Source organism: Bradyrhizobium sp. AC87j1 (assembly GCF_002936975.1).
Lineage (GTDB): Bacteria > Pseudomonadota > Alphaproteobacteria > Rhizobiales > Xanthobacteraceae > Bradyrhizobium > Bradyrhizobium shewense.
This window is the reverse complement of the sequence record NZ_PTFE01000052.1, coordinates 19,328-41,434: the sequence shown is the minus strand read 5'-3', so window position 1 is coordinate 41,434 and position 22,107 is coordinate 19,328. Positions and strand designations below refer to the sequence as shown.

Genomic DNA, 22,107 nt, shown 5'->3' with positions numbered 1-22,107 from the left:
GGGTGGGGCCTACGCCGCCCCAATCAATACGCCCACCGCGAGCACGATCGCGCCGCCAAGCACGATCTGGAACACGGCCTGGAGGAACGGCGTGTCCATATAGCGCGAGCGAATGAAGGCGATCGCCCACAATTCGAAGAACACGACGACGCAGGCGATCGCAGTCGCGATCCAGAACGCATTGGCCCAATGATCCGGCACCAGATAGGGCGCGGTGTGGCCGAGCCCGCCGAGCGTCGTCATCGCGCCGCAGGTGACGCCGCGCAGCCAGGGCGAGCCGCGCCCCGTAAGCGATCCGTCGTCGGACAGCGCCTCGGCAAAGCCCATGCTGATGCCGGCGCCGATCGATGCGGCGAGGCCCACAAGAAACGTCTGCCAGTTCTGGTGGGTGGCGAAGGCCGCCGCAAACAGCGGCGCCAGCGTCGAGACAGAGCCGTCCATCAATCCGGCGAGGCCCGGCTGCACATATTGCAGCACGAACATGCGGCGGTTGGTGCGATCCTCCTCGGCGCGGACGTCGGAATTCAGGATCTCGCCCGTCAGCTTTGCGGCGGTCTCCTCGTGACCTTTCTCGGCTTCGGCGAGATCGCCGAGCAGGCGGCGCACACCGACGTCGTGGGCCTGTTCGGCGGCCTTCACGTAGAAGCGCTCCGCCTGCATCTCCATGGTCTCGACTTCCCTGCGGATGGCGTCGAGCGACAGGTTCTTGGTCAGCCAGACCGGGCGGCGGCGCAGGAATCCCTTGACGTCCTCGCGCCGGATCGGCGGCAAATGCTTGCCGAAGCGCTGCTCGTACAATTCCAGCAACATGTGCCGGTGGCCGCGCTCCTCCTCGGCCATCTCCTCGAAGATCTTTGCCGTGTCCGGGTAACGCTCGCGAAGGTCCTCGGCGAAGGTCATGTAGATGCGGCTGTCCTCCTCCTCGGAGGAGATCGCGACCGCAAGCACCTCGCGCTCGGTCAGATCGGCAAAATTCTTCACGGCGGCCCTGTATCAGTAGTTTAGAATTATTCTAAACTATATAATGGGCCGGGGTTCCCGGGTCAAATCAGGCCTTGCCGGCGTTGGCCAGGAAGTCGAGCAGCAGCCGGCTCACCTCGGCGGGTTGCTCCTGCTGCACCCAATGGCCGGCGCCGTCGACGAGATGGCAGCCGAGCATGTTTGTGCAGCCGCGCCCCTGCATCGCCTCGAACACGCCCGGACGCTGATAAGTGCCCCAATCCTGCTTGCCCGAGATGAAGCATGAGGGCACGTCGATGCTGCGTCCTGCAAACAGCTGCATCTCGCTATTGAGCATGCCCGAAGTGCCGTAGCGATACCATTGCAGCCCGCCCTGGAATCCGGTGCGGCCATATTCGGCGCTGTAATACGCGAGGTCGCTGTCCGGCAGCCATTGGTTGGCGGCGATCGCGGCGGGCGAGGGCATTTCCTTCGCAACCGTCTCGGCCATGGTCTGGTTCAGGTCCATCACGTAGTAAGTCGGCAGTTTCGCGAGTTCATCCGCCGACCAGGACTTCAGCGGATACGGCTTGTTGTCGGTCCAGTCCGCGCTCTTGTGATGATAATAGGCGCGCAGGAAATCATGGACTCCCTGCGGCGCGTGCTGCATGTCGGCGTTCGCCTCGCGTGTCGAATAGTACCATTGATAGTGCTTGCGCGGCCGCGGCAGCGCGGCGAGCTCGCGATGCACGGGGTCTTCGGCGGGCGGCTTTGCCGGTGTGTCGACCGTATTGAAGGGCAGGGGCGGCGGCCCACCGAACGGCGCGCTCATCATCGTCACCGAACGAAACACGTCAGGCCTTATCAGCGCGCACCAGGATGCGACCGGGCTGCCGAAATCATGCCCGGCCAGATCGACCTGCCTGTAGCCGAACGCCGACACCAGAGCGAGCGCGTCGCGCACCAGGTTGAGCAGAGAGAACGGCGCGAGATCGCCGTGGTATTCCGCGCGCCATCCCGTGGTGCGGCCATAGCCGCGCTGGTCCGGCGCAATCACGTGATAGCCGGCCGAAGCCAGCGTCGGCATCACCTTGCGCCAGGAGAAGGCGAGCTCGGGAAAGCCGTGCAGCAAGAGGAGGCATGGCCGCCCCGTGGTCTCGAAGCCGGCCTCCAGCACATGCATGCGCAAGCCGTTGATGCCGTCGATGTAACGCGAGCGGATTCCGGCGGGCAGGGGGATGTCGGGAAGCGCAGTCATCGTGTCTCTCCACTCGGGCGGAATCGTAGGGTGGGCAAAGGCGCGCACCGCGCGCCGTGCCCACCATCTTTCCGCGACGCGTTTGGTAGGGTGGGCACGCTTCGCTTTGCCCACCCTACGGCATCTTGCTAGACGGCGGCGCACACGAACGCATTGCCCTTGCGCCGGATCTTCCCCACCGACGGCGAGGGGAAATGCGCGGTGCAGCACAGCGTGTCGGTGTCGCAATAGCGTTCCAGGAAGCTGCGGCGCGTTTTCGCTGCCGCGACTGGATCGACGTCGAACTTGATCGACAGCTCGGGATAGAGCGTCTGCAGCGGCGAGTGCATGAGATCGCCGGAGAACACGGCGTCGTCCTTGCCGCGGCCCATCGTGATGGCGATATGACCCGGCGTATGGCCCGGCGTCGGCAGGATGCGGACGTGATCGCCGATCTCATGATCGTTGCCGACGAGCTCGTGGCGTCCGGCCTCAACCACCGGCAGCACGCTGTCGGCGAAGGGAGCTACTTCGGCCTTCGCATTCTGCTCGGTCCAGTGGTCGAATTCCTGCCGGGCGAAGACGTAGCGCGCCTTGGGGAAGGTCGGCACCCAGCGGCCGTTCTCCAGCCGCGTGTTCCAGCCGACGTGATCGACATGCAGATGCGTGCACATCACGAAGTCGATGTCCTCGACCGCAAATCCGGCGGCGCCCAGCCCGCGCAGATAGGTGTCGTCGGTCTTCATGTTCCATTTCGGTCGAGGCCGCGGCTTGTCGTTGCCGATGCAGCTGTCGACCAGGATGGTATGATGCGGTGTCTTCACCACATAGGACTGAAAGCACAGCAGCAGCACGTCCTGGTCATCCAGCGCCTTGCTCCCGCGCATCCATGCCCGGTTCTCGGCTAGCACCTCGGCCGTCAATCCCGGCAGCATCTCCAGCGCCGGGACGAACGAGGTTTCCTGCTCGATGACGCGATGGATGGTGAGATCGCCGACTGAGAACTTCAGGCTCATGAGAACTCCGGTTGTTATGCAGCCGGTGGCACCGAGATCTTCACGGAGGGCCGCTCCAGCATCTTTTGATGGAAGGCGTCGAGCTTCGGGTAGGCCTTGCGCCAGCCGCAATCGGCGAAGCGGAAGTCGGCATAGCCGAGCACGCAAACGAGGCCGATCTGCGAGATGTCGAACGGGCCGTTCAGCACCTCAGGCATGTTCTCGAACCGCGCCATGCCGGTCCACGCTCTATTCCAATGGTCGTCCGACCACGCCTGCCATTGCAGGCCCTGCGGCCGCACCATCTTCTCGTAGCGGCACAGCAGCATGGAATCGAGCATGCCGTTGATCAGGGAATGATTGGTCTTGGCCTTCCAGCGCCGCGGGCCGTAATCCGGGATCAGGTTGCCGCCGGCGATCTCGTTGAGATATTCGACGATGACGTAGGAATCCAGAATGACGTCGCCGTCATTGGTGATCAGCACCGGCAGCTTCTTCAGCGGCGTGATCTTCGAATAGTCCTCATTGGCCGTGCCCGGCGCGACGCTTGCGGGCACGAGCTCGATCTTGTCGATCAGCCCGAGCTCGATCGCGGCGATGCGCACCTTGCGGGCGAAGGGCGAGGCGGGGGAGAAGGTGAGTTTCATTTTGGATCCTTGTTGTCATTCCGGGGCGATGCGAAGCATCGAACTATGGTGCGCAATTGCGCACCTAAGAATCTCGAGATTCCGGGTCTGGCGCTCTCGCGCCATCCCGGAATGACAAAGAGGGAATCGCGCCCTACGCCGCGATAATCTCCTGCCTCTGCTCGCCGAGACCCTCGATGCCGAGGCTGACGACGTCGCCGACATTGAGGAAGGTCGGCGGCTTCATGCCGAGGCCGACGCCGGGCGGGGTGCCGGTGGTGATGACGTCGCCGGGCAGCAGCGTCATGAACTGCGAGACATAGGAGATGCACTTGGCCATGGAGAAGATCATGGTCTTGGTCGAACCGGTCTGGCGGCGCTGGCCGTTGACGTCCAGCCACATCGACAGGTTCTGCACGTCCTTGATCTCGTCCTTGGTGGCGAGCCACGGTCCGAGCGGGCCGAACGTGTCGTGCGACTTGCCCTTGGTCCACTGTCCCAGGCGCTCGATCTGGAAGGCGCGCTCGGAGACGTCGTTGCAGACGCAGTAGCCGGCGACGTGATTCAGCGCGTCGGCTTCCGAGACATATTTCGCACGGGTGCCGATGATCGCGGCGATCTCGACCTCCCAGTCGAGCTTGGTCGAGCCGCGCGGCTTTTCGACCGCATCGTTCGGGCCGGACAGCGACGTGTTGGCCTTCATGAAGATGATTGGCTCGCTCGGGATATCGGCGCCGGTCTCCTTGGCATGGTCGGAGTAGTTGAGGCCGATCGCGACGAATTTCGAGATGCCGGTGACGGGGGCGCCGAACCGCGGCTTGCCGGAGACCGCCGGGAGCGAGGCGGGATCGAGGCCTGCCAGCTTCTTCAGGCTCTCCGGCGAATAGGCCTCGCCGGTGAGGTCCTTCAGATGCGCCGACAGGTCGCGCAACTGGCCGGATTTGTCGATCAGGCCGGGCTTTTCCGCACCCTTCTCGCCATAACGAACAAGCTTCATTCTCGTTTCTCCCTAGGAATGGACCGATCGGTTAAACAGCTTCATGGAACAGGGCGAGGGGAAATTCAACCGCCCAGAGCGGGGCGCATTGCAGCCCTTCCCTCGTGGCGTAGGCGGAGGATCGTAGGGTGGGTTAGCCGAAGGCGTAACCCACCACATCTGCCTCCGCGGGGACAGAAGAGGTGGATTACGCCGAGCAGATGCGCTTCGCGCATCTGCAGGGCTAATCCACCCTACGAATTCTACGATTGCAGCGCCACAAACCTGAATGCCTCTCCATCCCGCCTGATATGCCCGGCCGAGAAATGGCCGCCGATTACCAGCGTCGGCGTGTCAGCAAAGCGGCCGAACAATTCGCGCCGTGTCTTTGCGGATTGGCTCTGGTCGGAATCCGCCGTCGAGGACCAGTCGAGATGCGCCATCTGGCAGGGGTGATGGGCGACGTCACCCGTGAGCAGGCCCTGTTCGCCGTCCGATCGGATGAGAATGCTCATATGGCCGGGACTGTGGCCGGGGGTCGGGATCATGCTGATCTCCTCGCAGAGCCGGTGATCGCTCGGGATCAGATCGGCCCGGCCGGCATCGACGATCGGCTTCACGGAATCCTCGAACACGGCTCGCTTGTCCGGCTCGGTCGAATGCTCCAGCCAGTGCTCGTATTCGGTCTTGCCGAAGACGTAGCGCGCCTTGGCAAATGTCGGCACCCATCGGCCGTCGACCAGCCGCGTATTCCAGCCGACATGATCGACATGAAGATGCGTGCACAGCACCGTGTCGATGCTGTCGGGCGCAAAGCCTGCTGCCATCATCGTCGCCAGGAACGGCGTGGTGCGGTTGTTCCAGGTCGGAACATTGCGGCCCTGCTTGTCGTTGCCGAGGCCGGTGTCGACCACGATGCGGCGCGAAGGCGTCTCCACCACCAGCGAATGGATCGACATTTTCAGCCGGCCCTCTTCGGTAGCGAAATGCGGGATCAGCCAGGGAAGCTTCTGGATCTCTGCGTTGCTCGCGAGCGGCAGGATGAAGCGGGTCGAGCCGACCGTCTCCAGCTCCACAACCTTGGTGATTTTGACCTGGCCGACCTTCCACTGCATCCGCCGCTTTCCCATGTTTTTGCCTTGATGCCGAAAGATGCGCCGTTTCCGTCATCGAGCGCAATGGATCATCTGACGCGGTGCGGCGTTATCGCGGGAACCCCAGGAAAAAGCCGAAGAGGAAGCCATGCCAGAGCTTGCGATTTCCGCGGAGAAAGTCGCCTTCATCATCGAGAAGGCGCGTGAATTCGACGTCAAGGAGGGGGATTCCGATCCGGATTCCGGCTCGAACCCGACCGATGACGACGCGGTCGACGTCCTCGAGGATGACGGCTCCGATCCTGTTGTCCAAGAGCTCGGCAGCTTCATGATCGCCTTGAACGAGGACGAGCAGCTTGATCTCGTCACGCTGACATGGCTCGGTCGCGGCGACGGCACCATCGATGACTGGGACGATTTGCGCGCCCGTGCGGTGGAGGCGCGCACCGAATATCGCAGCCCGCGCCGCGAAACGGTGCACTATCTGCTCGGCGAGCCGATGCTGGGCGATCTGCTCGCAGGCGGGCTCGACGAATTCGGCATTGACTGGACAGACGAGCGCACGACGGCCGACCCGAGCGAACGGGACGAAGACGAACCGACGAAACGGCGGTGATGATCGGGCTCTGACGCCTCCACCGTCATGGCCGGGCTTGACCCGGCCATCCACGTCTTACTTTGCTGAACAAAGAATGTGGATGCCCGGGACAAGCCCGGGCATGACGATCTTTCGTGGAATGCGCCGTTGCGAATGCGATTTACAACGTCCCCGGGAACGCGCCGCCATCCAGCAGAATGTTCTGCCCGGTGATGAAGCCGGCCTTGGCGCCGCACAGGAAGGCGCAGGCATATCCGAACTCGTCGGGCTGGCCGAAGCGCCCGGCGGGGTTGAGCTTGGCGCGCTCGGTCAGGATCTGCTCGGCCGAGACGCCGCGCTTGTCGGCCTCGGCCTTTGCGGTGCCGGTCAGGCGGTCGGTCTCGAACGGGCCGGGCAGCAGGCCGTTGATGGTGACGTTGTTGATCACGGTCTTGCGCGACAGGCCGGCGATGAAGCCGGTGAGGCCGGCGCGCGCGCCGTTGGAGAGGCCGAGGATGTCGATCGGCGCCTTCACCGCAGCCGAGGTGATGTTGACGATGCGGCCGAACTTGCGCGCCATCATGCCGTCCACCGTCGCCTTGATCAGCTCGATCGGCGTCAGCATGTTGGCGTCGATCGCCTTGATCCAGTCGTCGCGGGTCCAGTTGCGGAAATCGCCGGGCGGCGGGCCGCCGGCGTTGTTGATCAGGATGTCGGGCTCGGGGCAGGCCTTCAGCACGGCTTCGCGGCCGGCCGGCGTCGTGATGTCGCCGACGATCTCGGTGACCTTCACATCAGGATAGGTTTTCCGGATCTCGTCCGCCGTCTTCTTCAAAGCTTCCGCGCCGCGCGCGGTCAGCGTGACATCAACGCCGGCCTCCGCCAGCGAGATGGCGCAGGCACGACCGAGGCCCTTGCTGGATGCGCAGACGATGGCGCGGCGACCTTTGATCCCAAGATCCACTGTTTCACTCCCGTAATGTCAGGCAGGTTTTGGATGGCATCCATTCTAGCCAACATCGGCGCCGCTGATAAGGCATGGGCTCGCATCAAAATGCATGGCGTGTCCGCGCGGCGATGCAAATGCGCAGGCATGATCCGGAAAAGTGCGTAGCGGTTTTCCGAAAAGATCATGCCCAAACAACAACGGCGCGATCTTATCGCGCGTCAGATGCGCCGCTCCTGCTTGAGGCGGTCGATCGCGGAGGTCGCTTCAGGGGGCAGCGACTTGAAGCCCATCTGACCCGCCGTCGAGAACAGCGGCCGCAGATGCGAGCCGGCGAGAAACGGCGGCTGTTTGTTGGCCGGCACGATCTGGTCGAACACCAGCACCAGCGTGGTGGCGACGAGACCGACCCTGACGGCACCGAGCGCAGCGCCGCCGAGCCGGTCGCCGATGCCGGCGTCGCGGATCGTGTCGTTCAGCGCCAGGCGGCCGATATAGCCGAACAGCATGCCGACCACCACGAAAATGCCGAACAGCCAGATCCAGTTCTGCAGCAATGGCGCATTCGGGTTGCCGGCGATCTGCGGCACGATCAGCGGCATAAGCGCGACTGCGATCGGCGCGGCGAGGAGATAGGCGAGGATGGTCATGGCGCTGCGGAGCAGGCCGGTCCTGAAGCCGAAGCCGACCGCGATAGCGAGCGCGGCGTAGACGGCGAGATCGAAATTGTTCATCAGCAAAACCCGGCCCCGATGGAACGAATGAACGCCGGACCGATCATTCCGGTTTCAGATCGCTAAAATCGTCTGTATTGATGGCTCCAAGAGCGTAAGGGTTATCGCCAATGTCAGACCTATTTGACGTCAGTAAAGAAACCATCCTCGTCACGGGCGCGAGCCAGGGGCTGGGGCGGCAATTTGCCCGGGTGCTCGCCGCCCACGGGGCAGCCGTCGCGCTCGCGGCGCGTCAGGCCGACAAGCTGAAGAGCCTGGAGGAGGAGATCCGCGGCAAGGGCGGCCGCGCCGCCGCGGTCGCGCTCGACGTCACCGACACGGCCTCGATCGCGCGGGCCGTCGACGCGGCAGAGGCCGCGCTCGGTCCCGTCACGGTGCTGATCAACAATGCCGGCATCGCCATCGAGAAGCTCGCCACCGAGCAGACCGAAGCGGATTGGGACGCGGTGATCGGCGCGAACCTGAAGGGCGCCTATTTCCTCGCGACGGAAGTCGCGCGGCGCATGATCGCCCGCGAGCAGTCAGGCAACATCGTCAACATCGCCTCCGTGCTCGGCACCGGCGTCCTGAAGGCGGTGTCGCCCTACGCGATCTCCAAGGCCGGCATCATCCAGGCGACGAAGGCGATGGCGCTGGAGCTCGCCGGCCAGAACATCCGCATCAACGCGCTCGCGCCCGGCTATATCGACACCGAGATGAACCACGCTTTCTGGTCGACGCCGGCCGGCGAACGCCTGGCCAAGCGCATCCCGCAGCGCCGTGTCGGCGCAGAGTCCGATCTCGACGGCGCGATTTTGCTGCTGGCGTCACAGGCATCGCGGTACATGACGGGGAGCGTGATCACGGTCGACGGTGGTTTCCTGCTCAATTGAGCCCGGCTGTCGTCCCGGACAAGCGCGCCTCAAGCGCGCGCAGATCCGGGACCCATAGCCACAGGGAGAAATTTGGCGAGGACTCGGGGTTAACATCTCGCGCCACAACTACTCCCTGTGGTTATGGGTCCCCGCGTTCGCGGGGACGACACCGAGAATGACGCGGCAGCGTCGCCTAACTCGCCCGCATCTCCGCCCTGATCATATCCGCCGCCTTCTCCCCGATCATGATGGTCGGCGCGTTGGTGTTGCCGCCGATCAGCGTCGGCATGATCGAGGCGTCGACGACGCGCAAGGCCTCGACGCCGTGCACCTTCAGTGCCGGATCGACCACGGCCATCGCATCTGTCCCCATCTTGCAGGTGCCAACGGGGTGATAGACGGTGTCCACGCGATTACGCAAAATATTGCGGATGTCGTCGTCGGTTCGCACGTCGGACGTGAACATGTCCTTCTTCTGCAGCGCGCGCAGCGCCGGCGTCTCCATCAGCCGCCGCGTGGTCTTGAAGCCCGCGACCATCCTCTCGAGATCCTCCGCTTCGCCCAAAAAGTTCGGATCGATCAAGGGCGCTGCGAGCGGATCGGCGCTCTTCAGGGACACGCTGCCGCGGCTCTTCGGCCGTAGCAGGCAGACGTGACATGAGAAGCCCGCCTCCTTGTGCTTCTTGCGGCCGTGGTCGTCGAGCATCGCGATGACGAAGTGCAGCTGGATGTCAGGTACGTCGAGATCGGGCCGGGTTTTCAAAAAGCCGCCGCACTCGGCGAAATTGGTGGTCATCAGGCCGCGCCGTTCGCGGCGATAGCGCTGGATGGCGCGGATAAGGGACGGCAACCGTCCGAGCGAGGCATGAACCAAGTGCGGATAGTCGGAGGCGTAGACGAACACGAAATCCGGGTGGTCCTGCAGATTGCGCCCGACGCCGGGCAGATGGTGCACGACGCCAATGCCGTGCTTGCCAAGCGCATCTCCATCGCCGATGCCCGACAACATCAGCATCTGCGGTGACTGGAAGGCGCCGCCAGCAAGGATCACCTCGCGGCGCGCGCGCAGCTGCTTCGTCTGCTTGCCCTGCACATATTCGATGCCGACGGCGCGCCCGCCCTCGAATAGGATTTTCGTGGCGTGTGCGCCCGTCTCGACGCGCAGATTGGCTCGCTTGCCGATGTGGGGATGCACATAGGCGCGTGCCGCGCTCCAGCGTTCGCCATTGTGCTGCGTCACCTGATAGCTGCCGAGCCCTTCGTGATCCTCACCATTGAAGTCCTCGCGAATGCGGAACTGCGCCTCGCGTGCGGCCTGATGGAAGACATCATGGATCGGATTGTCCGCGCGCAGCCGGTTGACATGCAGCGGGCCGCCCTTGCCGTGATACTCGCCGTCGAAATCGGAGTTGTCCTCCGAGCGCTTGAAATAGGGCAGGACGTCGGCATACGACCAGCCGGCATTGCCGAGCGAAGCCCAGTGGTCGTAGTCCCATTTGTGGCCGCGGATGTAGACCATGGCGTTGATCGCCGAGGAGCCGCCAAGACCCTTGCCGCGCGGTTGATAGCCGATGCGGCCGTTCAATCCCATTTGCGGTACGGTATCGAAAGCCCAGTTGGCCGTTTTGTAAGGTAGAGCAAGCCCAAACGGTGTGGTGATGCGCCAATTGTCGTTCGTCCCGCCTGCATCGAGCAACGCCACGGATGTCGCCGCATCCTCCGACAGCCGCCCCGCAACCGTGCAGCCGCCGGAGCCCGCGCCCACGACGACGAAATCGAATGTGTCGATCACTTGTTTCCCCCACGAAAATTCTTTGTTGTTTTCGTCATTGCGAGCGTAGCGAAGCAATCCAGGCTGTCTCCGCGGAGGGATTCTGGATTGCTTCGCTGCGCTCGCAATGACGGTGTTTGCCTCCCTACGACATGAACCGCATCAACTTCTCCAGCCGCGCGATCTTGCCGCCATAGGGCGGATAGAGATCGGCGAGGCGGTTGAACTTGGAGCGATAGAACACCGGCTTCAGCTTGCTGAAGGTGCGAAAGCCCCATTCGCCGTGATAGGCGCCGGTGCCGGATGCGCCCACGCCGCCCATCGGCTGGTTGATTTGCGTGAAGTGAAACAGGCAGTCGTTGATTGTGACGCCGCCGGAGATGGTGCGCGCCAGCACCTCGTCGCGCGCAGTGCGGTCCTTGCCGAACCAGTACAGCGCCAGCGGCCGGTCGCGCTGGTTGACGAAGCTGATCGCCTCGGCGGGATCCCGATAGCCGAGCACCGGCAGCACCGGCCCAAAGATCTCCTCCTGCATCACCGTCATCGCCTCGGTCGCCCCGACGATCAGCGTCGGTGGAAATTTGCGATGCGCCTTCCAGTTCGGATCGTCCGGCTTCGCCGGCTGCAGGATTTTTGCGCCGCGCTGCGCCGCGTCCGCGACGAGGCCTTCGAGCCGGGCGTAATGCCGATCCGAGATGATCGAGGTGTAGTCCTTGTTTGAGGGATCGGTGCCGAACATCCGCCGCATCTGGGCGCGCACCTTCTCGGCGAAGGCCTGCAACGAGCGCTCAGGCACCAGCACATAGTCCGGCGCGATGCAGGTCTGCCCGGCATTGAGCAGTTTTCCGTAGGCGATGCGCTGGGCTGCCTCTTCGAGGTCGGCCGAGGCGTCGATGATCGCGGGCGACTTGCCGCCGAGCTCGAGCGTGACGGGCACCAGATTGCGCCCCGCGGCCTCCGCGACCAGCCGCCCGACCCGGGTCGAGCCGGTGAACACGAGATGGTCGAACGGCAGATGTGCAAAGGCTTTCGCCACCTCGTCCTCGATGCCGGTGACGAGCAGCTCCTGCGCATCGAACCTTGCGGCGACCGTCTCCTTCAGAAGCGCGGAAAAGTGCGGCGACAGCTCGCTCGGCTTGATCAGGACGCGGTTGCCGGCGGCGAGCGCGCCGATCGCGGGTGCGAGCGTGAGCTGGAGCGGATAATTCCAGGGAGCGATGATGCCGACGACGCCGAGCGGCTGGGGCATCAGCCGGTTGCGCGCCGGCAGGAATTGCAGCGCGGTGGCGACGCGCTGCGGCGCCATCCAGCTCTTGAGGTGTTTTGTGGCGTGCCGGATCTCGGAGAACAGCAGCATCGTCTCGGCGATGGTGGTCTCGACCGCCGAGCGGTGGCCGAAATCGGCCGAGATCGCCTGCCGGAAGCGCTCCTCGTTATCGGCGACCACGGCGCGCAACCGCGCCAGCCGGTCGAGCCGCTCGGCAAGGCCGGCCGGCGGCTCGTCCCGCGACCGCGCGACCATGGCGTGAAAGGCCTCCTCCAGCGCTCCGACCGGGGCGCTCGTCAGGGATTTTTCCACGGGCGTTCCTCCCTCAAGGGCGCGTTTCAGCCTTATCTTGTTGCCGCAAGCTGGCCCTTTGTGGAACTTCTGGCAAGAGTGCAGGGAATGCAGCCGAAATCGGTCGCTTCCCCTGTCATAAAGTCGAAAAAAACGTTCCCGCGGCCCTTTCCAAAGGCAGCTCGGGTTGGTACATACCCCCCGCACCCGACGGGCTTTGCCCGGGGTTGCCTTCCAAGGAAGCCTTTGGGACGGACGAGAAAAGCCACGCGAACAGCGCGGGCCTCAACCGACCGTCCCCGGGATCCAACTGAAGGCAAAGCAAGTGTTTAACGCGGGGTGGAGCAGCCCGGTAGCTCGTCAGGCTCATAACCTGAAGGTCATAGGTTCAAATCCTATCCCCGCAACCAAATTCGGAATGCCGGTTCCGATGAGAAAATGGCCCGCTGGATGCGGGCCATTTTTTTTGGGGGAAGAGCCTCAATGTCGACTCTCTCGAGCCGCGCCGTGCCCCCCTGGCAGAGCGTGCGAGCCGCGCGACTTGGCGACAAGCGCGCCAATATAATCTTCGAGAGTGGTCCTCCCGCGTTCGAAGGGCGCCGACATCGCAAAGCCGCTATCGACGCTGACCGCGGTCATTCGCGCATAAGACTCGGCCGCTGCGGCAGAGAAGCCCAGCTTTCGATAAGCCGCAATCCATTGATCGCGCGGTAGGACCTCGACCTTCACCGGATTGCCGAGCGCCGCCGCGAAGACATCCGCTACGTCCTGCGGCGAATAGCGCTCGGGTCCTTCGACATAATGTACATCATGATCGCAGGGCCGTGCCAGTAGATGGCGCGCGGCCGCTTTGCCGAGATCGGCGGGCGCGACCATCGGGATCTTCATGTCCCCCGGAATCATTGTCGGCAACACGCCTCGCTTCGCGGCACCGAGCATTTCGTCCCAGTTGCTCATGTAGTAGGCGCCCCGCTGTATAGTCGCCGGTGTCGATCGCGCGGCAAGCGCCTGCTCGAAATCGTAGAGGATATTGAGATCCCCGCAGCGCTCGCCCGGCTGGGCGCCATAAGTGGACGCCGCGACGACTTTCTCAAGACCAGATCCGTCGACTGCCGCGACGATGCTCCGAACAGTAGCATGTTCCTCACGATCGGTGTCGGTCGAGACATCGGCGTTCGGGTTTAGCAGGAAAGCGCGGGTGCCCGTCCTGAACACCGCACGCAGGGCTTCGGTGTTGCGCACATCGACGACCGCGGTCTGTGCGCCGCGTTTGCGCCAATCGGCATCGTTGTCGCTGCTGTGAAGCACGGCCGTGACTGGCCGACCTGCACTCAGCAACGTCGACGCCACCGCTGAGCCGACACGGCCGTTTGCTCCGATCACGATGAACATTTCTGCTCTCCATAAGGCTGAATCGGATAAATATTCCGAGTCGCCCATGGTTCCGTAATCGACCCAGTAGGATAGGAAGGGCGCAAATCACAGTTGCCGGCGGCGCCTCGTTCCGACACCTCCTCTCAATTATTCGGAGAGCGTTCGCGAAAGTCGTGCGGCCGCCTCGGTATCGGTGGGTGCGCATCCCCGCAACCAAGTTCGGATTTTACTGGGTCCGAGACGAAAATGGCCCGCATGGCGCGGGCCATCTTTGTTTTGGGTTTTGTGACCTTATAGAGGTCATCGTCTGCCATGCGACCTTTGCATTCGGATGCGCGGCACGCGCGGTCAATGACAGCAGAAAGCGCTCAGTAAGCGAGCTTTGGATACCAGTCGGTGCCGCGCCCGTCTGGCGTGGTGTCGAGGATGGTCCAGAGCGGATCGATGTCGGGCGCGCCACGTGGGTCCTGTTGGGGGTCGGCCATCGTGGCACCCATCTCGCCGGACCAGAAATGCCGGATCGTGCCATCGCGCTGCGTGAACACGCTGTAGCCGGGCACATCAGCATCCTCGGCGCTAACGTAATCGCGCGTGTAGTCCCCCGAGATGTCAGAGAAGATCTTGTGTCGTGTCCAGCCACGCGCTTTCTTTGCCTTGATCAATCGAGCGACCGGCGATCGCGCGATGAAGACGAACGCAATACGCTGCTCGATGTCGGGCAATTTGTGCTCCCACGTGCTCATGAATGAGGTGCACATCGGGCACGGCGTCTCCCGCTGCGGGCCGAACATGTAGCTGTAGATCGCGAGCGTCTGCTTGCCGCCGAACAAATCGACGAAATTCACTTTGCCATTCTCGCCTTCGAACGCGTAGTTCTTCTTCACCTCGCCGCCGGGCGGCAGGGCCCGGCGCAGTTCAGCGACACGCTCGATATGACGACGCAGCTCGATCTCCTCGGCCAGGAGGCTTTGCCGAGCGCGGCGGTAGTCGGCGCTTTCGTTGGGAAAATGAGCTTTGTTCGTGCGAGCGAGCTCGGAAGCAGGCTTCAGGATGGAACTATCCATGGCGTGACCTCTGGTTGGGGCCGATATCTCTGAAGACGTCCAATGGCACCTCGTTCCGACACTTCCGCTCACTTATTCGGAAAGCCGTCGCGTAAGTGAGTGCGCCGCAAATCCATCGCAACGTCGCTCGAACGACACGATATCGCGGCGGAACCCAACCTGCATCCGGGCGTCATATGAGACTGCGGGATAGAACTTGCTGCTTGATTCGCCGTCGTTCGGAAGGGACTGGTCCCATGAAGTTCGAGGATTTCGAAGCCGCCGATGTTCCAGCCGAGGAAGCGCGGATTTTCATCCGTCGGGCCGGTTCGGGACCGCCCATTCTCCTGCTGCACGGATTTCCCCAGACGCATCTGATGTGGCGAGACGTTGCGCCATTGCTCGCGCAAGACTTCACCGTAGTCTGCGCCGATCTTCGCGGATATGGTCGCAGCGCTTGTCCGCCCTCCAGCCCGGACCACGCGCCATATTCGAAACGGGCGATGGCAAAGGACATGGTGTCCGTCATGGCAAGGCTTGGCTTCGACCGTTTCTCGGTTGTGGGCCATGATCGTGGCGGCCGCGTCGCTTATCGGATGGCGCTCGACCATGGCGAACGCGTGGAACGGCTCGCCGTCCTCGACATCATTCCGATCGCCGATGCCTGGGAGCGCACCGACAAGAAACTGGCGGTCGGCTATTGGCCCTGGTCGTTGCTCGCGCAGCCTGAACCTCTCCCTGAGCGGCTAGTGTCCGCAGCTCCCGATGCCGTCATCGACAATGCGCTCCATGGCTGGGGGTCGCGAGCAGACAGTTTCAGTCGGGCCGTCCGGACATCCTATGTCGAGGCGTTGCGCGATGAGGCGCATGTTCACGCGATCTGCGAGGAATATCGCGCGGCGGCGACGATCGATCATGAGCACGATCTGGCGGATCGCAATTCCGGCCGCCGGATTGATTGCCCTGTCCTGATCCTCTGGAGCGGCCGCGGCCCGTTGAATTCCTGGTATGCGAGCGAGGGCGGCCCCTTGGGGCTATGGCGGACCTGGGCCGATGACGTGCAAGGAAAGCCGCTCGATGGCGGGCACTTCTTTCCGGAGGATATTCCGCAGCAGACGGCCCATGAGCTGAATCGGTTCTTCGGGAGCGATAGCTAGTCGCCCGTCCGCAACCTGCGAAGATGGCTCGCTCGCGTCCGGCGCGATGCTCACCACGACCTTGGTGGTGTCGGCGTCCGACCGCCCCTCCGGCCAGAACTGGCCGACCTCGATGGTGCCTTCGACCTCCAAGAGTCCAACGGGAATCGGCCGCTCCTCTCAAACCGGCGCGTCGCTCCCTTGAGGCGGCGACCCGCGCGGGCGAGCGGAGGGCAGCGGATCATCTTGCTACGACAGGCCCATGACGGGAGGTGGGACGGGCGCGACGCGCGCGCGGCCCTTGCAAACAAAACGCCCGCGCACCTCAAGTGCGCGGGCGACGATCGAAGCCGGTTGCGTCTGCAGATCAGGATCGATACGGACAGACCATCGTCAGGTTCAGCAGCGCCGGCTTGTCCGAGCCTTTCTTGTATTCCCACTCCAACCGGATCTCGTGTCGATGGGCATAGGCATCGCTTGCCGCGTGGGTGATGATCTTCGTCTTCATCGGGATCGGCGGCTCGGAGTTGAAGCATTTGCGCACGCAGGCATCGAGCAGGTCACATCGTGTCAGCGGGATGACGCCGGGCTCGTCCTTGGAGAGCGGGACCGTGTTCGGCTGGGTGCTGAGGTCGACGCGGGCGCGGCCCTTCTCCTTGTGCCAGTACTTGGCGCTGCCCTGCGGCCACCTCGACGGCGGGTTCAAGATCAAATGGTACTGGCCGTATTCCAGGGTCGGCAGGTCGATGTCGTCGGATGCCTTCAGCTTGGCGACGCTCTTTTTCATGTTCGCCAGGGGATAGTAATTGGCGTTCATCAAGTCTCGAAATGCCTTGCCGCTATATACCAGTCCGGCCATCGCCTCTTTCCTCGATATGTTTGTTTGTCAAAAACCGTAGCGTCTGGCCGCAAATACGCGCGATGCGGCGGCCGATCACACAATTTGTTGTGTGCAGGCACGCTACCACCCACGACTGTACTTCGTCCAGCGAGCTACCATCCGGTAAGGTCGCGTATCCCGCAAGCCTAATTGCCATGCAGTCCCCTATTGGTAATGTAAGCCGAACGTCTCGTGGGCGCGGGTAGCGAAGACTGCTGAGGCAGTCGTTTGAAGGCGCTGGAATGAATTGCTTCGCGTGTCAGTCGGCAATCGGTCCGGGCGACAGCTGGTGCTCCAAATGCGGAGCGGCGGTCCGCGAGCGCGTTGAGCCCGACAGCGAACGGCGGTTCGTGACGATTTTGCGCGCCGACGTCGTCGATTCCACAGGGCTTGTCGCCGAGCTGGAGCCGGAGGCCGCGGTGTCGCGCCTTGAGCCGGCTCTCGCGGCGATGAGAGGCGCGGTGCGCCAGTTCGGTGGCATCGTCAGCAAGGAGCTGGGAGACGGGCTGGCCGCCGTGTTCGGTGCCCCGATCGCCGACGACAACCACGCGCCGCTCGCCTGCCACGCGGCCATCGAGCTCGTCCGGCGTGTTGGCAGCCTGGGCGATCCCGGTCTCCAGGTCCGGGTCGGGCTCCACTCGGGCCATGTGGTCGCCTACATGGTCGCCAGCGAATTTTCCAAGGTCTATGAGATCGGCGGGGCCGCCCAGCATCTGGCCGCGCGGCTGGAAGCGGCGGCCGAAGCGAACCAGGTCTACGTCTCTGAGGCCTGTCAGAAGCTCGCGGATGGACACGTCCGCTTTGAATTCCTGGGCCGCAAGACGCTCCGCGGTTTCGGCGAGCCGATGCCTGTGTACCGGGTCATGGGCGCGAGCGATCTTTCGAGCTGGCGGGTCCGGCGTGCGCGCAGTGTTTCCCGATTTGTCGACCGCACGACGGAGCGGGCCTTGCTGTGGCGTGCGGCCGAAAGGGTCAGCGCCAGCCGCCAGACCGTTCTGCTCATGGGTGACGCCGGCATCGGAAAGTCGCGGCTTGCGCACGAGTTCGCGCAGGACCTTCGCGCCAGCGGCTGGCGGCTGATCGATGCCGAGTGCAGCCCGAATCTCCAGGGCGCGCCGTACAGCGCCCTCAAGCGATTGTTGCTGTCGATCTTCGAGTCGGCCGCAAGGGATCAGGCCAGGGCGGATGATCCCAGAGGGGCGTTGCCGGCCGTGCAGCAGCGAGCCATCGACGCGGTCCTGGACCTGCCGATCTCCGATCCGCAATGGGACGAACTGGAGCCGCACGCGCGCGGGCGCGCGATTTCAGATGCGAGCTGCGCCATCGTCGAGAGCATCGCCCGTCGTCAGCGCACGATCCTTCTGATCGAGGACCTGCACTGGATCGATCGGGCCAGCGATACGGTCATGGCCACTCTCTCCGCGCTGCAATGTCCCGATTTGCTCGTGCTGCTGACCACGCGGCCCAACGGGATGCCGGTGTGGATTGCGCGCTGTCACGCAGAGATCGTGGCCATGCGGCCCCTCGACGACGATTCGGGCTTGGCCATGCTCGCCGAAATGCTCGGCCCCGCCACCACCAACGCGGATCTGAAAAACCGGATCATCTCCCATACCGCCAACGTTCCGCTGTTCATCGAGGAAGTCTGCCGCAGTCTGAAGGACAGCGGCATGCTCCTCGGTCAATGGGGCGACCTGTCTCTTGCGCGTCCCGTGGAAGAGCTCGGCATTCCCACCAGCATTCAAGGTGTGATCGCGGCGCGGCTCGATCGCGTGTCACGACAGGAGCGATCGCTCCTGCAGATCGCCGCGGCGTTTGGTCCCCGGACAAACCAGGCCCTGCTTCGGAAGATCGCGGCCTTGCCGGAAGGCGTGCTGCAGGATTGCCTCACCGCGCTCGACCGGGCCGAACTGCTCGTCAGGATCGATAGCGAGTTGGAGGACTCGCTCGAATTTCGGCACGAGATGGTCCGGCAAGTGACCTACGATTCCATGGTCGAAAAGGTGCGCGAAAGCATCCATGCCAGCATCCTCGCAGCGCTCGAGGACGACGAGGCATCGAACGACGGGCCGGACGCGCTCTGCTATCACGCGACGAGGGCGAAGGATTGGCACAAGGCGTTTCACCATGGCAGAAGCGCCGCTCGAAAATGTCTGGTGCGCTCAGCCTATGCCGACGCGGTCGACTATTTCGAGATCGCAATGGGGTCTCTCGACAAGACCCCGGTGACGCAAGCGCGAGAAGCGGACGCCATCGATCTCCGGATGGAGGCGCGCTTGGCCTTTGCCGGATCGGGGCGCGTCGCCGAAGCCCTGGATCTGGGACGCGAAGCCGAACGGCGCGCCGATGCAATCGACGACATCGGGCGCAAGATCGCGGCCATGACCGTGAGAGCGGGCGCGCAGAACTTCTACGGAACGCCGGTCGAAGCTGTCGCGATCGGGGAAGAGGTCGTGCGTCTGGCGGAAAGCTCAGGCAATCCCGGCTGGCGTAATCTCGCGCAATATGGTCTTGGGCAGGCCTATTTTCTCTGCGGCCGCTATCAAAGCGCCGAGAAGATGCTGGCCGCGGCACGTGCCGGTCTCGTGGGCTCGGCATCGAGTGCCCCGATTGGCACGACTCCACGATCCTTGCTCCTCCTCTGCTGCATGATGAACGGCATCACCCACACCGTCATGGGTGAGCTCGACGCCGCTGGGCAGCTCCAGCAACAGGCCGCCGCGATCGCCGAGGAGACCGGCCGTCCCTACGACCGCGTCGCCGCCGCCTATAGCGGCGGCTGGCTGATGCTCGGCCGGGGCGACCCGGCGGCGGCCGCCGCCATCCTCGAAGACGGGTTTGTCCTGGCGCAGAAGCACGGCATCCGCCTGTTCGTGCCGGTGCTCGCCTGCCACCTCGGCATGGCCTATCTGGAGCAGGGCCTGTTCGACCGGGCGCGCGGCATGCTGACCGAGGCGCGCGAGGAGGCCAAGGCGGTCGGCTACACCTCGGCGGTGCTGCGTAGCTCGATCTACCTTGCGCTCGCGACATGCCGCCTCGGCGATGTCAGGGCCGCGCAGAACATGCTGCGCGAGGCGCGCAACACCGCCCGCCAGCAGGGGTTTTCGGGCCTCGAGGCCGAGGCCCTGTTCGGCGAAGCCGTTGTGACGCCCGCCTCCAGTACGGAGAGCAGGGCGGCCATCCTTACCGCCCTGCGCGCGGCCATCGCGATCGCCTCCGAAAGCGGCGCGCTGCCGCTCCAGCGCAAGGCCGAGGCGATGCTGACCGAGGTGCTCGCCCAGGGCAGCGAACTCATCTGACGCCGCGTCCGGTCGGGTCTGCACCTTGTCGCCGCGGACCCAACCGTCGGCCCAAAATGCCGAATGAATCTCGTAGGTAGTACAACGGGTTAGCTACTGTGCATGGGGTTGTTTTCGACATTATTGGTCGGGCGCCGCCTCCAGGCGGCTGCGAGATGCAGCCTCGCTCACCGCAGTGACGAAGCCCTTGCGCGGACGCCAAGGTGGGCTACCGTCGGTGACTAGCCGCAGGGCCAGGTGACTTTTGATCTCGATTTTTTAGCATCGCATTTTGCCGGCGCCGCGATGGCGCGACGCCTACCGGATGAGGCGGGGCCATGATCACACGGGACCAGTCAGCTTTGTTGGCGCCGGTCGAGCGCGACCTCAGGCTCGATCTCTTCCGCGGCATCGGCCTGTGGATGATCTTCCTCGACCACATCCCGCACGACGTCGTGGCCTGGCTGACGCTGCGCAATTACGGCTTCAGCGATGCCGCCGAATTCTTCGTCTTCATCTCCGGCTATCTGGTCGGCTGGATCTACGGACCGATCGTCGCCGGCGGCTGGTTTCTCGCCGCAGCGAAGCGGCTGTGGCGGCGTGCGGCCGAGCTGTATGTCGCGCACATCATGCTGTTCCTGCTGTTCACCGCGCAGATCGCCCGCACCGCGCGTCGCTTCGACAATCCGATGTACCAGCACGAGTTCAACGTGTTCAACTTCCTGGCGCATCCGGATGAGCTGATCGGGCAGGCGATCGTGCTGAAATACAAGCCGGTCAATCTCGACGTGTTGCCGCTCTACATCACGCTGGTGCTCGCCTCGCCCTTCATCGTCTGGTGCCTGGTGCGCCGGCCGAACCTGACGCTGGCCGCCTCGGTCGTGCTCTACGTGCTGGCGCGCTGGTTCAACTGGAACGTCGCCTCCTATCCGCCCGGCACGACCTGGTACTTCAATCCGTTCTGCTGGCAGCTGATGTTCGTGTTCGCAGCCTGGTGCGGCGTCGGCCAGATCGACAAGGTCGCCAGATGGGTGTGGTCGAGGGCGGCGATGGGTCTGGCCGCGGCCTGGCTGGTGTTCGCGCTGCTGATCGTGATGACCTGGCACGTCCCCGCGCTCGAGGCGCTGATCCCGAAATGGATGATCAAGGCGATCTACCCCATCGACAAGACCGACCTCGACATGTTGCGCTTCACGCATTTCCTGGCATTGGCAATCTGGGTCACCCACTTCCTCTCGCGCAAATGGCGGGCGCTGCATGGGGTCTGGCTGCGCCCCGTGATCCTCTGCGGCCAGCATTCGCTGCCGATCTTCTGCCTCGGTGTGTTCCTGTCGTTCTCGGCGCACTGGATCCTGACGCAATACACCAAGGGCGTCTGGGAGCAGTTCGCCGTCTCCATCATCGGCATCGTCATCATGGTCGGCGCGGCCGGGCTGCTCAACCGCGCCGAGCGCGTGCCGAACCTGTTCGTGAAGGTGACGGAGGTCGAGGAGCCGGAGATGGTCGAGAGCGCGCAGGCCGCGACCGCCGGCGCGGCTCCCGCGAGCCACTGAAGCATCGTCCGCATTTCCTGGAGAGCCTGATGTCCAAACGTTTGTTGACGATCGCCGGCGCTCTCCTGTTTCTCGTCTGCGGTGCATCGGCGCAGGCGCCGTCGCCGGAGGCGATGAGCGCGGCGCGCAAGCTCGTCGTCACCTTGAAGATCGCCGATCAGTACCGCGCATTGCTGCCGCAGCTCCTGCTCAAGCTTCGGCCCGTGGTTGCGCAGGACAGGCCGGAGATCGAGCGCGACTACGATGCAGTGACGGCACCCGGCTCCGAGATCTATGCTCCGTTCGTAGCGTCCATGGTCGAGCAGATCGCGGCGTTCTATGCCCAAAGCTTCACGGTGGACGAGCTGCGCCAGATCGAGGCGTTCTATGCCCAGCCGGCGGGCCGAAAGTTCCTGGAGAAGTCGGACGCGCTGGCGCAGGCGAGTGCGCAGATCGGCCAGGACGTCAGCCAGAAGGCCGCCGACGAATTGAAGCAGCGCCTGATCGAGGCGCTGCGCCAGAAGGGACACAAGCTGTAGGCTGTGCGTTGTCTGGCT

The 22,107-nt window shown here is 63.9% G+C and carries 19 protein-coding genes and 1 tRNA gene; 7 read left to right on the top strand and 13 right to left on the bottom strand.

The annotated features are described in order from the left end of the window. Positions 1–9 precede the first annotated feature (9 nt). The 6 genes from mbfA to CV770_RS24485 all read right to left on the bottom strand — a co-directional run bounded on the left by mbfA (position 10) and on the right by CV770_RS24485 (position 5,888). Positions 10–981: an iron exporter MbfA gene (gene mbfA, locus CV770_RS24510; RefSeq protein WP_104464184.1), complete on the bottom strand. Its 972-nt coding sequence runs from the start codon at positions 979–981 to the stop codon at positions 10–12. 67 nt (positions 982–1,048) lie between these two features. Then, positions 1,049–2,197, bottom strand: coding sequence for an alpha/beta fold hydrolase (locus CV770_RS24505; protein WP_104464183.1), 1,149 nt, complete (start codon positions 2,195–2,197; stop codon positions 1,049–1,051). Positions 2,198–2,325: 128 nt separating this feature from the next. Beyond that, positions 2,326–3,192, bottom strand: a complete 867-nt coding sequence (locus tag CV770_RS24500) for an MBL fold metallo-hydrolase (protein ID WP_104464182.1) — start codon at positions 3,190–3,192, stop codon at positions 2,326–2,328. 14 nt (positions 3,193–3,206) lie between these two features. Then, entirely contained in the window at positions 3,207–3,818 is a 612-nt protein-coding gene (locus tag CV770_RS24495; protein ID WP_104464181.1) for a glutathione S-transferase family protein, read from the bottom strand. 133 nt (positions 3,819–3,951) lie between these two features. Further along, a complete protein-coding gene (locus tag CV770_RS24490) occupies positions 3,952–4,794 on the bottom strand; it encodes a fumarylacetoacetate hydrolase family protein (RefSeq protein ID WP_018321387.1) in 843 nt (280 codons plus the stop codon). 242 nt (positions 4,795–5,036) lie between these two features. Next, positions 5,037–5,888, bottom strand: a complete 852-nt coding sequence (locus CV770_RS24485; protein ID WP_201760018.1) for an MBL fold metallo-hydrolase — start codon at positions 5,886–5,888, stop codon at positions 5,037–5,039. A 127-nt stretch (positions 5,889–6,015) separates the two neighbouring features. On the opposite strand from CV770_RS24485, the gene CV770_RS24480 reads away from it, so the two are divergent. Beyond that, positions 6,016–6,483: a DUF3775 domain-containing protein gene (locus CV770_RS24480; RefSeq protein WP_104464179.1), complete on the top strand. Its 468-nt coding sequence runs from the start codon at positions 6,016–6,018 to the stop codon at positions 6,481–6,483. Between the two features lie 142 nt (positions 6,484–6,625). Here the strand turns inward: CV770_RS24480 and CV770_RS24475 are convergent, their stop codons facing one another. Beyond that, positions 6,626–7,408: an SDR family oxidoreductase gene (locus CV770_RS24475; RefSeq protein ID WP_104464178.1), complete on the bottom strand. Its 783-nt coding sequence runs from the start codon at positions 7,406–7,408 to the stop codon at positions 6,626–6,628. A 203-nt stretch (positions 7,409–7,611) separates the two neighbouring features. Continuing rightward, on the bottom strand, positions 7,612–8,124 hold the full coding sequence (locus CV770_RS24470) for a CvpA family protein (protein ID WP_104464177.1): 513 nt from the start codon (positions 8,122–8,124) through the stop codon (positions 7,612–7,614). Between the two features lie 110 nt (positions 8,125–8,234). Between CV770_RS24470 and CV770_RS24465 the strand changes: the two genes are divergently transcribed. Continuing rightward, entirely contained in the window at positions 8,235–8,996 is a 762-nt protein-coding gene (locus CV770_RS24465; RefSeq protein WP_104464176.1) for an SDR family oxidoreductase, read from the top strand. Positions 8,997–9,171: 175 nt separating this feature from the next. Here the strand turns inward: CV770_RS24465 and CV770_RS24460 are convergent, their stop codons facing one another. After that, a complete protein-coding gene (locus CV770_RS24460; protein ID WP_104464175.1) occupies positions 9,172–10,770 on the bottom strand; it encodes a GMC family oxidoreductase in 1,599 nt (532 codons plus the stop codon). Positions 10,771–10,894: 124 nt separating this feature from the next. Next, positions 10,895–12,271: a coniferyl aldehyde dehydrogenase gene (locus CV770_RS24455; RefSeq protein ID WP_502693612.1), complete on the bottom strand. Its 1,377-nt coding sequence runs from the start codon at positions 12,269–12,271 to the stop codon at positions 10,895–10,897. Between the two features lie 369 nt (positions 12,272–12,640). Between CV770_RS24455 and CV770_RS24445 the strand changes: the two genes are divergently transcribed. Beyond that, positions 12,641–12,717, top strand: a tRNA-Met gene (locus CV770_RS24445). A 70-nt stretch (positions 12,718–12,787) separates the two neighbouring features. Here CV770_RS24445 and CV770_RS24440 read toward each other — a convergent pair. Continuing rightward, positions 12,788–13,699 (bottom strand): NmrA family NAD(P)-binding protein, encoded by a 912-nt coding sequence (locus CV770_RS24440; RefSeq protein WP_104464172.1) that lies wholly within the window; start codon positions 13,697–13,699, stop codon positions 12,788–12,790. A 350-nt stretch (positions 13,700–14,049) separates the two neighbouring features. Further along, complete coding sequence (locus CV770_RS24435; protein ID WP_104464171.1) at positions 14,050–14,745, bottom strand: DUF899 family protein; 696 nt, start codon at positions 14,743–14,745, stop codon at positions 14,050–14,052. A gap of 236 nt (positions 14,746–14,981) precedes the next feature. On the opposite strand from CV770_RS24435, the gene CV770_RS24430 reads away from it, so the two are divergent. Continuing rightward, complete coding sequence (locus tag CV770_RS24430; RefSeq protein ID WP_104464170.1) at positions 14,982–15,881, top strand: alpha/beta fold hydrolase; 900 nt, start codon at positions 14,982–14,984, stop codon at positions 15,879–15,881. A gap of 346 nt (positions 15,882–16,227) precedes the next feature. Here the strand turns inward: CV770_RS24430 and CV770_RS24420 are convergent, their stop codons facing one another. Next, positions 16,228–16,719 carry a hypothetical protein gene (locus CV770_RS24420; protein ID WP_104464169.1) on the bottom strand — a complete coding sequence of 164 codons (492 nt, stop codon included), beginning with the start codon at positions 16,717–16,719 and terminating at the stop codon, positions 16,228–16,230. 263 nt (positions 16,720–16,982) lie between these two features. Here CV770_RS24420 and CV770_RS24415 point away from each other — a divergent pair, with 263 nt between their 5' ends. The 3 genes from CV770_RS24415 to CV770_RS24405 all read left to right on the top strand — a co-directional run bounded on the left by CV770_RS24415 (position 16,983) and on the right by CV770_RS24405 (position 22,089). Then, positions 16,983–20,039 (top strand): ATP-binding protein, encoded by a 3,057-nt coding sequence (locus CV770_RS24415; RefSeq protein ID WP_104464168.1) that lies wholly within the window; start codon positions 16,983–16,985, stop codon positions 20,037–20,039. 317 nt (positions 20,040–20,356) lie between these two features. Continuing rightward, positions 20,357–21,571 carry an OpgC domain-containing protein gene (locus CV770_RS24410; protein ID WP_104464167.1) on the top strand — a complete coding sequence of 405 codons (1,215 nt, stop codon included), beginning with the start codon at positions 20,357–20,359 and terminating at the stop codon, positions 21,569–21,571. A gap of 29 nt (positions 21,572–21,600) precedes the next feature. Continuing rightward, positions 21,601–22,089: a DUF2059 domain-containing protein gene (locus tag CV770_RS24405; RefSeq protein ID WP_091955878.1), complete on the top strand. Its 489-nt coding sequence runs from the start codon at positions 21,601–21,603 to the stop codon at positions 22,087–22,089. Positions 22,090–22,107 lie beyond the last annotated feature (18 nt).

Excerpts from the sequence above, each read along its gene's own strand:
- CV770_RS24405 (WP_091955878.1), top strand. The coding sequence starts at position 21,601 with ATGTCCAAACGTTTGTTGACGATCGCCGGCGCTCTCCTGTTTCTCGTC.
- CV770_RS24470 (WP_104464177.1), bottom strand. The coding sequence starts at position 8,124 with ATGAACAATTTCGATCTCGCCGTCTACGCCGCGCTCGCTATCGCGGTC.
- CV770_RS24415 (WP_104464168.1), top strand. The coding sequence starts at position 16,983 with ATGAATTGCTTCGCGTGTCAGTCGGCAATCGGTCCGGGCGACAGCTGG.
- CV770_RS24480 (WP_104464179.1), top strand. The coding sequence starts at position 6,016 with ATGCCAGAGCTTGCGATTTCCGCGGAGAAAGTCGCCTTCATCATCGAG.
- CV770_RS24440 (WP_104464172.1), bottom strand. The coding sequence starts at position 13,699 with ATGTTCATCGTGATCGGAGCAAACGGCCGTGTCGGCTCAGCGGTGGCG.
- CV770_RS24420 (WP_104464169.1), bottom strand. The coding sequence starts at position 16,719 with ATGGCCGGACTGGTATATAGCGGCAAGGCATTTCGAGACTTGATGAAC.
- CV770_RS24495 (WP_104464181.1), bottom strand. The coding sequence starts at position 3,818 with ATGAAACTCACCTTCTCCCCCGCCTCGCCCTTCGCCCGCAAGGTGCGC.
- CV770_RS24430 (WP_104464170.1), top strand. The coding sequence starts at position 14,982 with ATGAAGTTCGAGGATTTCGAAGCCGCCGATGTTCCAGCCGAGGAAGCG.
- CV770_RS24465 (WP_104464176.1), top strand. The coding sequence starts at position 8,235 with ATGTCAGACCTATTTGACGTCAGTAAAGAAACCATCCTCGTCACGGGC.
- CV770_RS24435 (WP_104464171.1), bottom strand. The coding sequence starts at position 14,745 with ATGGATAGTTCCATCCTGAAGCCTGCTTCCGAGCTCGCTCGCACGAAC.
- CV770_RS24490 (WP_018321387.1), bottom strand. The coding sequence starts at position 4,794 with ATGAAGCTTGTTCGTTATGGCGAGAAGGGTGCGGAAAAGCCCGGCCTG.
- CV770_RS24410 (WP_104464167.1), top strand. The coding sequence starts at position 20,357 with ATGATCACACGGGACCAGTCAGCTTTGTTGGCGCCGGTCGAGCGCGAC.
- CV770_RS24485 (WP_201760018.1), bottom strand. The coding sequence starts at position 5,888 with ATGCAGTGGAAGGTCGGCCAGGTCAAAATCACCAAGGTTGTGGAGCTG.
- CV770_RS24455 (WP_502693612.1), bottom strand. The coding sequence starts at position 12,271 with ATGGTCGCGCGGTCGCGGGACGAGCCGCCGGCCGGCCTTGCCGAGCGG.
- CV770_RS24505 (WP_104464183.1), bottom strand. The coding sequence starts at position 2,197 with ATGACTGCGCTTCCCGACATCCCCCTGCCCGCCGGAATCCGCTCGCGT.
- CV770_RS24500 (WP_104464182.1), bottom strand. The coding sequence starts at position 3,192 with ATGAGCCTGAAGTTCTCAGTCGGCGATCTCACCATCCATCGCGTCATC.